Annotated in this window: 14 protein-coding genes and 1 pseudogene; 1 reads left to right on the top strand and 14 read right to left on the bottom strand. The window is 51.3% G+C overall.

Translation table 11 applies throughout. The features are described 5' to 3' along the window. Positions 1–87: 87 nt before the first annotated feature. Positions 88–651, top strand: a complete 564-nt coding sequence (locus BFC21_RS01210; RefSeq protein WP_016780265.1) for a TetR/AcrR family transcriptional regulator — start codon at positions 88–90, stop codon at positions 649–651. A 65-nt stretch (positions 652–716) separates the two neighbouring features. Here BFC21_RS01210 and BFC21_RS01205 read toward each other — a convergent pair whose 3' ends face one another. The 14 genes and pseudogenes from BFC21_RS01205 to BFC21_RS01140 form a co-directional block, all read right to left on the bottom strand. Next, a complete protein-coding gene (locus tag BFC21_RS01205) occupies positions 717–1046 on the bottom strand; it encodes a helix-hairpin-helix domain-containing protein (protein WP_095004117.1) in 330 nt (109 codons plus the stop codon). Between the two features lie 110 nt (positions 1047–1156). Beyond that, entirely contained in the window at positions 1157–3154 is a 1998-nt protein-coding gene (locus BFC21_RS01200) for a nucleoside-diphosphate sugar epimerase/dehydratase (RefSeq protein WP_088379441.1), read from the bottom strand. Positions 3155–3239: 85 nt separating this feature from the next. Beyond that, a pseudogene (locus tag BFC21_RS01195) lies at positions 3240–4417 on the bottom strand (DegT/DnrJ/EryC1/StrS family aminotransferase). Between the two features lie 51 nt (positions 4418–4468). Next, complete coding sequence (locus tag BFC21_RS01190) at positions 4469–5485, bottom strand: ketoacyl-ACP synthase III (RefSeq protein WP_120265529.1); 1017 nt, start codon at positions 5483–5485, stop codon at positions 4469–4471. Positions 5486–5488: 3 nt separating this feature from the next. Next, a complete protein-coding gene (locus BFC21_RS01185) occupies positions 5489–6151 on the bottom strand; it encodes an acetyltransferase (RefSeq protein ID WP_162939375.1) in 663 nt (220 codons plus the stop codon). Continuing rightward, positions 6151–6912: an SDR family NAD(P)-dependent oxidoreductase gene (locus BFC21_RS01180; protein ID WP_120265527.1), complete on the bottom strand. Its 762-nt coding sequence runs from the start codon at positions 6910–6912 to the stop codon at positions 6151–6153. Before BFC21_RS01180 ends, BFC21_RS01185 begins: the two co-directional genes overlap by 1 nt. 792 nt (positions 6913–7704) lie before the next feature. After that, positions 7705–8976, bottom strand: coding sequence for an IS4-like element ISPa1635 family transposase (locus BFC21_RS01175; RefSeq protein WP_023082049.1), 1272 nt, complete (start codon positions 8974–8976; stop codon positions 7705–7707). Between the two features lie 240 nt (positions 8977–9216). Continuing rightward, entirely contained in the window at positions 9217–9423 is a 207-nt protein-coding gene (locus BFC21_RS01170) for a phosphopantetheine-binding protein (RefSeq protein ID WP_120265526.1), read from the bottom strand. Positions 9424–9552: 129 nt separating this feature from the next. Further along, positions 9553–10406, bottom strand: a protein-coding gene (locus BFC21_RS01165; protein WP_086005488.1) for an IS5 family transposase whose coding sequence is annotated in 2 segments (ribosomal slippage) — positions 9553–10062 and positions 10065–10406 — 852 coding nt in all. Because the reading frame shifts where the segments join, the coding sequence is not laid out codon by codon here. A gap of 56 nt (positions 10407–10462) precedes the next feature. Continuing rightward, the gene (locus BFC21_RS01160; RefSeq protein ID WP_120265525.1) at positions 10463–10972 is read right to left on the bottom strand and encodes a sugar transferase; all 510 of its coding nucleotides are present in this window, start codon (positions 10970–10972) and stop codon (positions 10463–10465) included. Then, the gene (locus BFC21_RS01155) at positions 10956–12125 is read right to left on the bottom strand and encodes a glycosyltransferase family 4 protein (RefSeq protein ID WP_120265524.1); all 1170 of its coding nucleotides are present in this window, start codon (positions 12123–12125) and stop codon (positions 10956–10958) included. The genes BFC21_RS01160 and BFC21_RS01155 overlap by 17 nt, the downstream gene beginning before the upstream one ends. 6 nt (positions 12126–12131) lie before the next feature. Further along, entirely contained in the window at positions 12132–13214 is a 1083-nt protein-coding gene (locus BFC21_RS01150; RefSeq protein WP_120265523.1) for an EpsG family protein, read from the bottom strand. Between the two features lie 64 nt (positions 13215–13278). After that, the gene (locus BFC21_RS01145; protein WP_120265522.1) at positions 13279–14205 is read right to left on the bottom strand and encodes a glycosyltransferase family 2 protein; all 927 of its coding nucleotides are present in this window, start codon (positions 14203–14205) and stop codon (positions 13279–13281) included. Beyond that, positions 14202–15704, bottom strand: coding sequence for an oligosaccharide flippase family protein (locus BFC21_RS01140; protein WP_120265521.1), 1503 nt, complete (start codon positions 15702–15704; stop codon positions 14202–14204). The genes BFC21_RS01145 and BFC21_RS01140 overlap by 4 nt, the downstream gene beginning before the upstream one ends. Positions 15705–15706: the final 2 nt, after the last annotated feature.

The following is a 15706-nucleotide window of genomic DNA, read 5'->3' as shown; positions in this document are numbered from 1 at the left end:
AAAACCTACAAGCAGTTGCATGATTTACCACTGCATCTGCTTGAAGGTCGACGCTATGATGGTCCATTGCATAAAGAGACACCTGCCATGCGCTACTCACACGATCATAAAGCCCAAACCCATCAGCGCATCGTCAGAGAAGCATCCGGACTCTTTCGACGAGACGGTATTGGTGCGACAGGCCTGCAGCCCCTGATGAAATCACTGGGCCTTACTCACGGGGGGTTCTATGCCCACTTTTCATCCAAGAACGACCTGGTAGAAAAAGCCTTGCAGCACGCCGCCAGCCAGGTTGACGGCATCTGCGCCGAACTGTTCAGCCAGCCCCAGCCGCTGCATGCCTTTATCGATGCTTACTTGTCTGAATGGCACCTGACCTCACCCCATGAAGGCTGTCCGTTGCCGACCATGTCCGTGGAGATGGCCCAGCAGGGCCAGGCCAGTGCTACCACCGACCATGTCATCGACGCCAGGCTCAAACAGATACAAGCCACCCTGCAAGGGGCAGACAGCGAAGACAAGAGCATCGTGATCTTCGCCACCCTGGTCGGCGCATTGGTTCTCGCCCGCGGTGCCGAGAGTGACGCGCTAAAACACAAGATTTTCGACGTCACACGCAGTGCCTTGAAGCAATCAGTGCCACCGGCCTGAACACTTACAGCCAGGCACAAAAAAGCCAGTCATAGACTGGCTTTTTCCGTTCAGTAGCCCGGCGTTCAGTTGATCGCAATCTTGTCGCGGTTTCTGTCGAAGATAACCTTGCCTATGCCTTTGACCTCAAGCAACTCATCGATTGAAGCAAAGTCACCATTGGCGTCGCGGTAAGCCACGATCGCCCGGGCTTTAACAGGGCCTACGCCAGAGAGTTCACGCTGCAGGGTGGCCTCATCCGCGGTGTTGATGTTTATTGTCACCACCTTGGCATCCGACACTGCTGGCACAGCTACCACCGACTCAACAGCACCTGCCGCCGGCGTGGCATGGGCCACACCGGTAACACCCACCATCAAGGCAAAGAACATCGAAGAGAGAAAAGCGGTACGCATAATTGACACTCCATAACATCGTTAAGTTGAAAACAGCTTTCCTGAGCTGTATTTCAAACTTAGGCGATGGTTAAAGAGTGTCAAAAACCAGAGCGTTGCAGGGTATGTAATCAGGATGGCTCGACACGGCGCTGCTGGTGAATCCAGTCAACAATCTCACCCTCGGGGGCATAACCGCTGACCGTCTCACGCAACAACTGGCGCACGCGCACATAGTCATCCTGATCAACCGCCTCAAGCAATTGCGACACTCGCTGCTTGAGTTCATCCCAAGGCAACATGTCCTCGTTGGCACACATGATCATGGGGTGGCGGGTCGCGACTACGTTGTCGCCAATCAGCAACTCTTCGTAAAGCTTTTCGCCAGGGCGCAAGCCGGTGAACTCGATCTCAATGTCACCATGCAGATTCTTGTCCGAGCGCACGCTAAAGCCAGACAGATGGATCATTTTCTCGGCCAGTTCGACAATGCGCACCGGCTCACCCATATCAAGGACAAATACATCCCCCCCCTGCCCCATTGAACCGGCCTGAATCACCAGTTGAGCGGCTTCCGGGATGGTCATGAAGTAGCGGGTAATCTTCGGGTGAGTCACGGTCAGCGGGCCGCCGGCCTTGATCTGCTTGTGAAACAGCGGGATCACCGACCCGGAAGAGCCCAGCACATTGCCAAAACGCACCATAGTAAAACGGGTTTTATTCACCCGTGACACATTGGCCGGGTCACCGAACAGCACAGGCGCCACTTCACGACTGAGTGCTTGCAGGGTCATTTCGGCAAGGCGCTTGGTACTGCCCATCACATTGGTCGGCCGCACCGCCTTGTCTGTGGAGATCAGAACGAAGTTCGATACACCCGACTGCAGGGCTGCCTGAGCAGTGTTGAGCGTACCGATAACGTTGTTCAGAACACCTTCGGCAATATTGTGCTCAACCATTGGCACATGTTTGTAGGCGGCAGCGTGATACACCGTATCGACATGCCAGGTCTTCATCACATCCAGCAATTTGTGCGGGTTACGCACAGAACCCAGGATCGGCAGTACTTTCACCGACAGCGATTCCAGGCTGACCCGGCGTTCCAGCTCGCCAAAGATGCTGTACAGGTTGAACTCGCTGTGCTCGAACAGCAGCAGCGTGGTTGGCTTCAACGCCAGGATCTGCCGGCATAACTCCGAACCGATCGAGCCGCCAGCCCCTGTGACCATGACACACTGGCCCTTGATGCAACGCTCCTGCAGCTCACCTTGCGCAGGTACCGGGTCGCGGCCCAGCAAATCGGCGATATCCACTTCCTGGATATCGTCAACCTTGACCCGGCCACTGGCCAGATCCATAAAACCTGGAACACTGCGCACATGCAGAGGGAACCCCTCGAGCAAGCCCAGAATCTCGCGGCGACGGGCCCGGGACGAAGAAGGGACGGCCAGCAGCAGCTCCTGGGCGCCTGTGCGTTCGATCATTTGCTGAATATGTTCAGGCTTGTAAACCTGCAAGCCAGAGATGATGCGATCTGCAATACTTTCATCATCGTCGATAAACGCCACGGGCCGCATGGCGCGCCCCATGCGCAAGGCGGCTACCAGCTGGTTGCCTGCGGCGCCGGCCCCGTAGATGGCCACGCGCGGCAGGCCGTCATCGCGATTGGTAAACGGTACATGCTGGACAGCCGCAAACCAGTCGCCCAGAAAGTATTGACGCATGGCCAGGCGCAAGCCACCGAGCAAGATCAGGCTCAGCCACCAGTAGTTGAAGATTATCGAGCGTGGCACGGCATTTTCAGGGGAGCTGTACCAATACATCACCGCGGCCAGGACCAGCGACGACAGACTGACCGCCTTGATGATGGCAATCAGCGCATCGTTGCCGAAATAACGCATGACGGCGCGGTACATGCCGAAACGGATAAAAAAAGGAATGGCGACAACCGGGGCAACGACAAACAGCCAGAAGTGTACCTTGAAAGGATTGATCATTTCGTCAATCCCCAGGCGCACAACGAAGGCAAGCCACAACGCTATCCAGACGAGCACTACATCGGTGGTGACCTGTATAACGCGTTTTTGTCGCCGCGAAAGGTTGAGTAAGTACGCTCGAATTTTATCCATAAACCCCTGAACACCTTTACTGCCCTAAAAAACCATCAACGCACTGCAACAGCCATGCCCCTTCCCTTTGCCGCAAGGTTACACCTCACGGCAACGAAGCTTGCTGAACAACATCACTGATCACCCTGCAGGTCAAGCCGATCTCTTCACCGGTCAAGGTTGGGTGAACCATAAACATCATACTCGTCTCGCCCAGTTCCCTGGCATTGGCCAGGCGTTGCGTCGGGCGCCAGTCGGTGTTGTCGAACGCCCTCTCCAGATAAACCTCGGAACAAGAGCCAGAAAAAGCTGGCACGCCCAGGGCGATGATCTCATTGAGAATACGGTCGCGGGACCAATCCGGTTTCAAGCATTGCGGGCGAACAAAAACATAGCACTTGTAGGCTGCATGTACTTCATCGTCTGGCAGGTCGGGAACGCGTAGCGCAGGCAGTTGCCGGGCAGCAGTCCAGATGGCCTTGGCATTATCGAGACGCGCACGGTGCCAGTCCTGCATGCGGCGCAACTGAATCCGGCCGATCACCGCCTGCACTTCAAGCATCCGCCAGTTCGTTCCGAAGCTTTCGTGCAGCCAGCGGAAACCAGGTGCGTGCTCACGCTCGTAAACCGCTTCCCAGCTTTTGCCATGATCCTTGTAAGCCCACATGTCTGCCCATAGCTGGCGATCATTGGTGGTGACCATGCCGCCCTCACCGCCTGTAGTCATGATCTTGTCCTGGCAAAACGACCAGGCGCCGATATGACCAATGGAGCCGACCGGGCGACCTTTATAATAAGCGCCGTGAGCCTGGGCGCAATCCTCGATCACTTTCAGGCCATGTTCATTGGCAAGGGCCATGATCGGGTCCATGTCACAGGGCCAGCCCGCCAGGTGAACACAGATCAGTGCCTTGGTGCGGGGGTCAATACGGCACGAATACTTTCAGCCGTAATATTTTGTGAATCCAGATCGACATCTGCAAAGATGGGAGCTGCACCTGCATTGACAATGCTGGAAACGGACGCCAAAAAGGTACGCGATGTAACAACAACCTCATCGCCGCTGCCGACCCCCAAGACTTTCAGCGCGAGGTCCAGGGCCACAGTACCGTTGGCCAATGCGACTGCGTATTCGGTACCGGACCACGCGGCAAACTCCTTCTCGAAGGTGCGCGTTTCTTGGCCAGTCCAATAGTTGACCTTATTGGACAAAATGACATTTCGGACAGCGTCTGCTTCTTCTTCCGTGAAAGAAGGCCAGCAAGAAAAATTAGTATTTAACACAGAAATATCTCCATGACGCCGCAGATGATGAGCACTGACAAGTGAGCACTCTCACCACTTGATAACGCAGCCTGCCCAAGAATAGCCAACTCCAAAACCGACACCGACAACCGTTTTACCTTCCGTCAAAACCCCTTTGAGCATTGACTCTTTGAGCGCTATCGGAATGCTGGACGAAACAGTATTGCCGCAGTGTTCGAACTCGGCAATAAATTTTTCGGCAGGTAATTTGATACGTCGACGCAAGGAATCAAGCATGAACTTGTTCGCCTGATGGAAAGCAAATAAGTCGACGTTTTCGACTGTGAACGATTCATCAAACAGAGAAGCAAACAGCTGTGGAATTCGCGTCATTGAAAACTCGAATATTTCAGCGCCGTTCATATACAGGTTAGCGTCAGTACGGGCATTGCCGCTGTCGTCCGTGTACAGCTCAGGATTTACATTCAGTGCAGCAGGATTGCGAGAACCGCCAATAGGAACTATCAGATTTTTAGCACCTGATCCGTCGGTGCCATAACGGAAACGGTCAATACACGGACCTTCTGCAACGGCCTGGATCAATGTCGCTGCAGCCGCATCACCAAAAAGCGTACGGACACTTTTATCCGCCGGGTGAATGTATTTGCTGTAGGCCTCTGCCGTGACCAGCAACACATTCTTGGCCTGACCTGTTTCAACCAGCCCTTTAGCCAGACCCAGACCATAGATGAAGCCAGAGCAACCCTGATTGTAATCAAACGCTCCGCATTGAGTAGAAAGCCCCAAGCGATCCTGAAGAATGCAAGCCGTTGCCGGTAAAAAATAATCCGGGCTTTGGGTACAGAGAATAATGAAATCAATCGCCGAGCGTTCAAGCTCAATCGCGTTCAGCAGTTTTTCACAGGCGTTGAAAGCAAGATCTGACGCACATTCATCAACGCTGACTACCTGACGCTTATTGATACCGGTCTTACTAAAGATTTTGTCAACATTCCACTCTGGAAAGTCGCGTGCCAAGTCTTCATTGGACAGCGTTTGCACTGGCAGAACATATTCGATAGCTGTGATTTTGGCGAACTGGTTCATTTTTTATCCCGAAATACGTTTAGCTGGAACACCAAAGACTGTGGTACCTGGAGCAACCTTTCGAATGACAACACTACCGGCTCCGACGACAGCAAACTCGCCAACCGTTACGTGAGGAACAATCACGGCATGAGAGCCCAGGAAAGCCCCTTCCATCAGCTTGACTCCGCCGGTCACATCACAATGAGGACTCAGGGTGCAGTAGTCAGCAATCGCGCTATCATGCCCGACTGCGCAACCCAAGTTTATTGTCACAAACTCGCCAACAAGAAGGTCGGTAGTCAGCACCGTCAAGGGACAAATGACAGTCCCCTTGCCGATGACTACGTTGGTTCCGATTACCACCGTGGGGTGAATCAGAGTGAAAAACTCTGCCCCTTTGGCAAGCAACTTTGCAGTTAATTGTTTCTTGGCCGCCGGGCTGGCGATCGCGCAAACAACGAATGTGTTGGGCGAGGGTACAAACTCGTCAATTTTAGATAAAATGGGCGGCAGACCAGGAAAAACATCCGGAGCATTGCTGGTGTCGTCAATAAAACCGGCTATTTCCCATACGGTATCGCTGGTAGGCCTACAAGAACCATTCTTAATAGTATCCAGCAACCAAGCGTGGACTTCTCGCCCGAAACCGCCGGCCCCCATGATGACCAGTTTTTTTGTCGTTATCACGCCAAGTACCCCCCATCAACAACCATTGCTGTGCCCGTAACCCAGCGCGCTGCTGGGGACAATAAGTAGTTGGCAGCGTAAGCAACATCTTCAGTTTTACCAAAGCCTAATGGGTGACGCTGCTCAATAGCCTTCATTGAGTCGGCGCCGACCAGACTTTGCAAGGTATCAACAAGCTCGGTCTGCACTATACCGGGCGCAATCGCATTGACACGGATACCTTCACGCGCGAGCTCCACAGCTGCAGCCCTGACCATGGACTCGACAGCACCTTTGCTGGCGCAATATCCAAGCAGGGCAGGCTCTCCGGCTTGTGCCATGACCGAAGAAATAAGAACGATGCTTGAATCAGGATTGCATACACCTTTTTGACGAAACGCCTTGATCAATGAAAATCCGGAAGTCACGTTGGTCGACATGATTTTTTCCCAATGCGACAGACTCGTTGCACGAATCGGCATAGGCATCTGTACACCTGCCGCATGGACCAGACCATCAAAGGGTGACGACAAGCTTGCTACAGATTTAAGCCATTGAGAAATATCAGTACCGTCCAGGAAATCGACGACCTCAACTGTATGGCCCATACCTTCCAAAAGGTCCAAAGAGGCTTTAAGGCGCTCAACGTCACGCGCAACCAACGTAATGACTGCTCCCTGCTTACTTAACCAAATAGCAACGTCACGACCGATCCCGGAGGAGGCCCCGGTGACAAGAATATGTTTGCCGGACAATGAAAAAGGATTGAGTTGCGTCACAAAGTGGCCCCTCCTTTGAGGCTGAATATTACTGCCAATGAGCTGCCTCCGATACCATAGGACGTGCCTCGCCCATCACAAAGAAACAAGCGACATTCAGCAAAAAATGCGTCTGAATGTAGCACGAATAACGCTGACTGGCCGCGCAAGAAAACAATATACGACGCCATGAAAATGAAGCGCCTGTATCAAAGAGCGCACCCTCCGAGTTCGGTTAGCTAGACAACTGCGAACACGAAGACAGGTTTAACGCCCCTGACGCAGCCCAAGAACATATACATATTTAGTGAATTCAGAAACTAACTACAGCGTGACTCATGAGCCCGGCGCTCATTGAACTCGACACACAAAAAAAAACGGCCTATTTGTATAAAACTGTTTGAGCAAAACCAGGCTAAAGCGGCAAACTGGATAGCACTTTAGCCAAATACAAACGGCAACTTTTAAATAAAAAACATTGATATCCTAACCACTTAACAGCCCGGCGCCTATTACCTTTAAAGCACCGCCCCCCTCGACCTCGTGCACCCTGACGGTGCAGGCCTCCACTCAATGTCATCAACCTAAGCTGCAGCCCTGCCCAAGGCAAGCCCCCCGAAGCAGCCAGCCGCCATGGCCGTCGGGCGATGACCAGGCCTCTGCCGCTCAATCAGGCGGTCTAACTGGGCTGGCGGTGATGTGATCATCGTCTGTTCCGGCTGTCTAGGCGAGATTTCTCGTTCTCCGGACGAGCCTATGCCGACCGCTTGTGGCCAGCTTTTTTTTGCACGGAGGTTGGGCGGTGGTGTTTCTTCAGCGCGTCGGTTTGTAGCCCTCACAACCTCGGCTGGCTGCGCGTTTGCGTTGGCGCGCAAAGCTACGGCCTGAGCGTACGGCACTGAGGCTTTTAGCCATCAAGGCCAGCACATTGCTCAGCCCCTGAGCACAGTGCCGCACCAGCAGCTCGACCAGGGTATTTTTGAGCCGTGACACGCCTTGGGTGAAGTTGACTTTCCATCGCAGCTTGCGACCTTTGTGGCGCTGTTCGATGACCGGCTGTAGCAGGTGCTGCATCAACAGCGCCAGGTTCTTCAACAGTTGAGCGGCATGAAAGTCCTGCTTTACAGCAGTCACGCTGCGGCCGCTGAAGTTGTCCAGCGTCAGGGTTTGTTTGAGGCGACGGAAGTCGGTTTCGATGCCCCAGCGGCGGTGGTAAAGCTCGGCAAACACCTCAGCGGGAAAGGCTTCTCGATCCAGCAACGAGGTCAGCAATACCTCGCTTTCGCCGTTGGCCAACTCGACCCGGATCAGTCTCAGCTCGATCTGGCTGGCAGGATCAACGCCAGCCTCGGAGCAGAACAGACGTGCTTCAGGATGGTTGGCCACGAAAAGCTGTGTGTCTTCAACTTGGCCAGAGTATAGAAACGCTTTGACCTGGGCGTTATAGCCACAGGGCAGGCGCATCAGAAAGTGCCGCTGTTGCTGCGCGAACAGCGCGAATAACCAGTGCCCAGGGTAACCACGGTCAAACAGCGTCAGGCTGTCAGCCGGCAGGTGCTCAAGGTGCAGATGGGCACAGTCGCGCTCGCCGACGGTCAGGGGCACGATCAGGCTATGCAGGGTTTGACCGTCAGCGACTTCGTAGAGTGTGGACAAGCGAGCCATGGGAAAGCCAGAGTGACTGCCAAAGAAGGTCGCCATGGTCGACTCCAGGGGTAAATGCACGGTCGAGCCATCCACCGCGAGCACCCTCAGCCCACGCCACTTCTGACGCAGCCCGAAGCAGTCAATTTGTTGCTGCAGGAGGTGATTGAGACTTTCAAATACCTCGGGGTTGAGCTTTTTGCGCGCTTTGCAGAAGGCCTGCGCAGTGACCATTTGCGTCTCAGTCGACGCCTGATTGAGTACGCGATAGAACTGATCGAGTTCGGTTTGCAGGGCCGTGCGCGGCTGATTGAGCAGGAACAGGACGAGGTTCTTGAAGGTGAGCTGGCGTCGGCGGGTAAAGTCTTGAGGATTCTGGCGGTGGGCGGCGATGAAGGCGGGACAATCGAGCGGACTGGTTATTTTTTGTACAATTTTCAAACCAGGGCTTGGCTGGCGGTGTCAAGCGATGCGGTATAGGTAGTCAAAAGGGCTTCTCCCATGCACTGATTTGAGCGCTAATTATATGATATTTATGGATAATTTCCAAAGTTGATGACATTGGGCCTCCACTGCGCCCAGATAAGCCTGATCTATAAAACTTCACACCGAACACGTACGGCATGCCCAGCTGGCAGGCCAACTGAGCACACACGCCATAACGGAGTTGCACTTTATTATTTAAGCCGCAATGAGCTCAACGACTTCATCTACCGTTTCACATTTATTCAAGCGATCAGCAGAGACAGCCTTGTTCAGGCGCTCATCAACCAGTGCCATGAACGTAATGACCGCAACAGAATCCCAATCCAGAGGCTGACCCAGTGAGAGAGTGTTTTCATCTGCTTCCATGGCTTCTTCAATCAAACGCAAAATTATATCGTTCATCACAGTTCCTTATCGTTCGTATTTTTTTGCAGCGGCACCACACTGCCCGTAAAGGGTTCCATGGTGACATTATCCACTTGAGAGATTCCATCCCTCGCAATCACTTTCTTAACGGTCAAAAAAAGGATTTTAGGCTCTGTACGTAAAGTATTGTCGCAAGCACCGCATAGCGCAGGCCAATGAGACCATCGCCGCAAAACTTGTTGCGAGCTTGTCGAAGCGCGTCACGATGCGACGGTTCTCCTTCAGCCAGCCAAACATGCGTTCGATGATGTTGCGCTGCCGATATTTGGGGCGATCAAAAAGTCGAGGCAATCCTGGCTTGGTTTTGCGCTTCATGCTTCGCAACGGAATGACTGGCTGCATGCGATAACGATCACAATACTGGCGCAGCGCTTCAGCGTCGTAACCCTTGTCAGCCAGCAACCAGCGGCAACGCTTGCGTGGGCGACCGCGCAGGCTGGGTATGCAAGCCTGATCGAGTAGCGGTTGGGCATAGGCTATATCGCTGGCTTGTCCGCCTGACAACAGGAAACGCAGAGGCACACCATTGGCGTCGCACAGCATGTGAATCTTGGTCGTCAGGCCACCCCGGCTGCGCCCGAGCGCGTGGTCTTGCGGTTCTTCAAATCCCCTTTTTTCCCGGCACCTGATGAGGCCCGGGTTGCTCGTACGGCAGTGGAGTCGATCATCCATGTTTCCAAGTCAATCAAACCCTGCTCATTCAATCGGATATGAAGACGCTTGAGCATCTGATCAAAAGCTCCGCAATCACGCCATCCCCGGAACCGTTGATAGATCGTTGACCAAGGGCCGAATCGTTCGGGCATGTCTCGCCAGGCTGCGCCAGAGCAAAGCACCCAGAGAATACCGTTTAGCATCAGGCGATCATCGGCCCGAGGGCGCCCGGTGCGCTGATTTTTGGTGAAGATATCTGCAACCAGATCCCAGGCTGCGTCGGGGAGTTCATACCGCTTTGCCATCTTGGCCTCCTGGCTTTAATGGCGGTGTATTTTACAGAAAATCGTATTTCTTGGGTTTACGTACAGAGCCTAACATCCAACAATAGCGACCTGTTATCAACATACCAGGTATCGAGTTTGAATTTATCATCCCAACTAAGTGAATTCCGGCCATTTACTTGAGCCCAGCCAGTGACGCCGGGTTTCACCTCATGCCTGCGATTCTGCTCCCGAGAATACAAGGGCAAATACTGCATCAATAGGGGTCGCGGCCCTACCAGACTCATATCCCCTTTGAGCACATTCCATAATTCAGGTAGCTCGTCGAGGCTTGTAGATCGCAATAACCGACCAAAGTCGGTCATTCTCTCAGCATCAGGCAGAAGATTGCCGCTTTTGTCAACACTGTTTTTCATGGTGCGAAACTTGATCATTTTAAAGGGCTTGCCATTTAGCCCCGGACGCACCTGAGTGAAGAAAACAGGCCCACCCAATTTTACGCGAACCAAAAGAGACACAATGAGTAAAACAGGGGAAAGAAGAATAAGGCCAATAAAGGCCAGCACCACATCAAATAGTCGTTTCAACTCGTAATTCCTTATTATAAAAAGTCAGCATTCGTTGCCAGTGCTCCTTTTGATCGAAACAACGTGCGACTCGAGTAAATGCCTCACCCCCCATGTCTACTAGTCTGGGGGCCGGGGTGTTGAGCGCTTCGCACATTGCAGTTAAAAGAGGATCAATTTGCCGGGCTGGAACCAGCCAACCGTTAACCCCCGGCTCGATAATTTCATTGCATCCATTAATGTCTGTAGCAATTGCAGCTTTACCCATCGCACCGGCTTGTAAAAGCACATTGGGGAAACCCTCTCTGTAACTTGGCAACACCAGGACAGTGCAAGCGCTGAGCGCGGATCGAACATCATCCTGATGGCCTAATAAATGAACAGATTCATTACTCTGGAGCAACGAGAGGGTCGTGGCGTCTACAGGAGCGCTGGTATCAATACCGCCAACCACAATCAGATGGGCCCGCGCAGGAAGCTGCTGGAAGGCTGCAGCAAGCTCCGACAAGCCCTTGTCATTGTTCAAGCGCCCAATGAAGCAAAATACAAAGTCATCCTTGGAGATACCCAAGGTTTCTCTCAAACAGTCCGCCTTCTCAAGAACGCCAGGAGATGCCTTGTCGAAGTAGGTAAAATCCACACCGGCGACGTTGCCATACCCAATGACGTTCATTGGCTTGGACGTAATATTGAACGCAATCAAGTCTTTTTTGACGCCATTACCCTCGGGTACAACCTTAGTCGCACACAGGCAAATCAACCTGTCGACCCAAATGAGCAACTTCTGCTTGAGCCCTCTCTGGGTAGGGAATATTAACCCTGTAAAAGTATGAATCCTGAACGGAACTCTGCAGACTAAACTGGCGACCATGGCCACCAACCCTGCTTTTGGGGTGTACGAATGAACAACATCTGGTTTTAACCGGCGCAGCAGAAAAATCATCTTGACTATGGAAATAAAATCCTTGAGCAAACTGATGCCCCTGAACATTGGCACGGGGTAAACCGGAACCCCCTCTAACGTTTCAAGTTTCCCCGCCTCAATTTCAGGCGAACTCACCAAAGACACATCAAATGTGCCATTCAAAAATCGGGGCTGTCCCTTTAAGATTGAAGCCAGTGTCTCTGGAACGGTTGTAACAATTACCAGTCTTTTTTTCATCTTATTAGACATAATTCTTTATTCACAAATGGACAACACTGTAGCAACACAATCATTGCCAAAGAAATGATAAGGTAAAAAAGGACTATCACCTACCCCCTCAAACTGTATAAAACCCTTCGCGGTAAAAAGAGCGGAAGTCAGCCCAGCTAAAAAGAGACTGATTTTGAAAAAGGCATTAAATTCCTCATCTGCCTGGGCATGCTGTACAACGGCCGCCAAAGCCAAACTGACACTTAATAAATCAAGCAACCTTAGTCCAGCATAGGTATAAAAAGCCATGAGGTAAAACACAAGCATCATTCCACCGCCCAGGCATACCAATTTACCCTTTGCAGCACGTGGCAAGTTAGAAAACATGACACCCATGAGGATGATGCACACGACCACGACGATACTCAAACCCGAAAAACCACCCACATTGACATATTCACTGTCGGAGTATGTATTGAGCTTGAATATGACATAGTCCGCTTTCAGAAACAGAAAGCCGATCGCAAGGCTGCACGCGACGAGAACCCACACGAGTCGCTTACCCTGCCAAAACTTTATCGAGGTCATGCCAATAAAAAACAGTGAGAAAATAATCGAATATTGAAACAACACCGCGGCGACACCAAACAGCACAGCCTTGAATATTTTATTCCCTTCGATAACACTCACCACCAGGTAAAACATCATCAGCGTGGCCAACCCAAGCCGCAGCACATTCATACTGTAAGCAAAGAAGTAAGCCGGCACAAAGAAAATCATAATGAAATATCGCCAGTCTCTCCCGCCCTTAAAGACAAGGCGAATCAAGGCCAGCGTAAAACATAAAGAGACTAATCTGATGACCACAGAGTCAGAGGTGAAAAACACTTGCAAAAACTTTACAGTCCATACAAAACCGGGCTCCCACCCGTCAATACCGGCACCCTCACGAAAACTGCTTGTAATCACCTCGTAATTATGAGTATCGGTACCTACCTGGCCACGCAAAACAGCTAACGCTCCGCAAAAAAGCAGAGAAGAACAATAAAAGAAATTACCTTTGTATCGAGTAAATGTCTCCACAACCCATGAGAAATATAAAAGCCCTAGCCCCAAAAAATACACCATAAAAACCGCCAGAAATAATCACTAGTACATCATGGGAACTAAATAATATGGCCAAGCCCCATAATTAGACAGGCCGCCTATTGGCAAGGTACAGCCCTTTCAATTTTAAAATATCCCTGAGCCTAGGCAGCGATCTGGCGCGCAAAAAAACTTTCAACGAGAGCACAAAGCTCTTGCGTAAAAAAACAGCATCCAACAAGGTTGTCATCAAAGAGCACGCAGCAACTTCTCTTGAATACTCAGGGTGCAAGCGAAGTATTTTAAGTTGACTGTCACAAAAAAAACGTCGCATTTTAAATGTCGCTTTTGCACCACTGGACAGCCCTCCCGCATGCAACCTGTACTTACCCAAGTTAGCATTCAACACAATACCATAGCCATCATCGACAAGACGAACCAGAATATACCAGTCAATTAGCTCTTCAGTCGAAGGACCATGCAGGAAAAACTTTTCAGCCCGATACATAGTAGAGCTGTGAGCCGCCACTGAACCACAGAGCATGAGATCGCGGGTATACAGCTCCACATTCAATACACTTGAAGCCAACGAGGGCATTATGCATGTATCACCAGCATCATTAAAAAAAGTCACCTGATGCCACACAACATTACAGCGCGGGTGAGCCTCTAAATAATCGACCTGGCACTGTAGCTTTCCTGGCAACATCAGATCATCGCCATCTACATGAGCGATGTACTTGCCTTTCGCCGCCGCATGAACAGCCGTGTAGTTTGCGGTGGAGCCAATATTACGCTCATGCAACACAGCCTTCACTACGCTGGGATACCGGGCCTTGAATTCATGAATAATTTCACGCGTATGATCTGTCGATGCATCATCGCCGATAATAATTTCATAATCAAAATTGACTGTTTGCTGAACAATACTTTCCAAACAGTCACGCAAATAAGCCTCGTGATTATACGTTACGACGCAAACAGATAATGTTGGGGATTTGGACGCCCCGCCCTTCACGACCACACTGCTCATCTCGCCATCCTGGTAAGTATTAGATGTCGCATAAAAGGAGATGCAAAGATTGATATGATTAATGCCACCCCGCCAACAGCCAACACATGAACCACGCTAAGCGCTGTTCCTGCAGACGCTGGAAACAGATAGTCTATTAAAAAGCCACCTGATAACGCGGGGAGAAAAATCTTTAATACATCCAGTAACAGCCATTCAACATGCACGCCCGGTATGATTTTTCGGTGGACGTATCCTACCCAGCAAAACAGGTATAACGCATTCATGCCACACCAGACGTAACCCGCCCCCACACCACCATAATGCTTGGCGGCGATCACAATCAGCGGAATAATAATGACAACCATCAGTGCATTGCCAAGCAAATGATAGAAGAGATTTCCTCGTGCATACTGCATGTAATAGGGAAATGCGCCAATGGCGAGCAACGCATTACCGACAGCATAGAGTTGCAAAATCGGTGCTGCCTGCTCAGCAACTGGCAAGCTCCCCGTCCATACATAAAGCAACGGCTTGGCGCAAAAAATCAACGTAATAGCGGCTGCACCCGCGATCACAGTAACTATCTGGGTGCTTGATTTATAAATCGCCACGACCTCATCATATTTCCCTGAGGCATGCAGGCTGGCCATCCTTGGCATCAGAACTTGACTGATGGGTGCCCCGATTATCATGATTCCGCTGGCAACCAATACGGCTAATGTATACACCCCATAATCGGCCAGCGGCAGGATACTTGAAAGTACCAGCTTGTCCGTTTGAGTCACCAACACCCAAACGGCTGACGTAAAGGCAATGCTCAACGCAAACTTCAAAACGGTTTTTACAGGCTTGAATGACCAGCCCAACGCCGCTCTTTCAATCGGGGTCAAAACAGGCAGCAACCGTAGACTTTTTACCCACAAGCCAAGACATTCAGCCAAGGCCAGGCACAACTGATAGCTGAAAAATACAAAGAGGGTATATCCGAAATACGCCATCACCGGAATAACCATGACAAACCTTAGCGTGCCCACAATCAGGTTAAAGCCACTCAGCCACACCAACTGCTCAAATCCTGTAATGATCCCTCTATACAGCCCCCCTAACCAACGTAACGACACACAGACCGCAATGATCTCAAGCGCTGTTTTAATGTCATTGACCGAAACCACTTCCACCTTCAACCAATGGCTCGCAATATTTGCAGCTTGAGAATACAAGAGCATAGCGCCCAGCAAAGCCACACCCACAAAAATACAACTGAGTGAACGGTATAGCCTTCTGAACGCAGTGACGTCCAATGCACCGGCATTGAATCTGGCCGTTTCACGGCCAATCGTCGGTGTTAAACCGAGGTCCAACAAAGCAAACCAAGCCTGCAGCATCGTAAAGAAACCAATCATGCCATATGCTTCGCCCCCCATAAATTTTATATAGAAGGGAAGCATGACGATACCAATGACCGCCGTGTAAATCTGACTGACATAACTGGCTATTACATTACGCTTAAAGCTCAAGT

Source organism: Pseudomonas sp. TMW 2.1634 (assembly GCF_001703595.1).
Lineage (GTDB): Bacteria > Pseudomonadota > Gammaproteobacteria > Pseudomonadales > Pseudomonadaceae > Aquipseudomonas > Aquipseudomonas fragi.
The sequence above is the reverse complement of the archived record's forward strand: the minus strand, read 5'-3'. Positions and strand labels throughout refer to the sequence as shown.

Bases quoted from the DNA above. Each gene is read 5' to 3' on its own strand.
- BFC21_RS01210 (WP_016780265.1), top strand. From the start codon at position 88: ATGCGCTACTCACACGATCATAAAGCCCAAACCCATCAGCGCATCGTC.
- BFC21_RS01205 (WP_095004117.1), bottom strand. From the start codon at position 1,046: ATGCGTACCGCTTTTCTCTCTTCGATGTTCTTTGCCTTGATGGTGGGT.
- BFC21_RS01200 (WP_088379441.1), bottom strand. From the start codon at position 3,154: ATGGATAAAATTCGAGCGTACTTACTCAACCTTTCGCGGCGACAAAAA.
- BFC21_RS01190 (WP_120265529.1), bottom strand. From the start codon at position 5,485: ATGAACCAGTTCGCCAAAATCACAGCTATCGAATATGTTCTGCCAGTG.
- BFC21_RS01170 (WP_120265526.1), bottom strand. From the start codon at position 9,423: ATGAACGATATAATTTTGCGTTTGATTGAAGAAGCCATGGAAGCAGAT.
- BFC21_RS01155 (WP_120265524.1), bottom strand. From the start codon at position 12,125: ATGTCTAATAAGATGAAAAAAAGACTGGTAATTGTTACAACCGTTCCA.
- BFC21_RS01150 (WP_120265523.1), bottom strand. From the start codon at position 13,214: ATGGTGTATTTTTTGGGGCTAGGGCTTTTATATTTCTCATGGGTTGTG.
- BFC21_RS01145 (WP_120265522.1), bottom strand. From the start codon at position 14,205: ATGAGCAGTGTGGTCGTGAAGGGCGGGGCGTCCAAATCCCCAACATTA.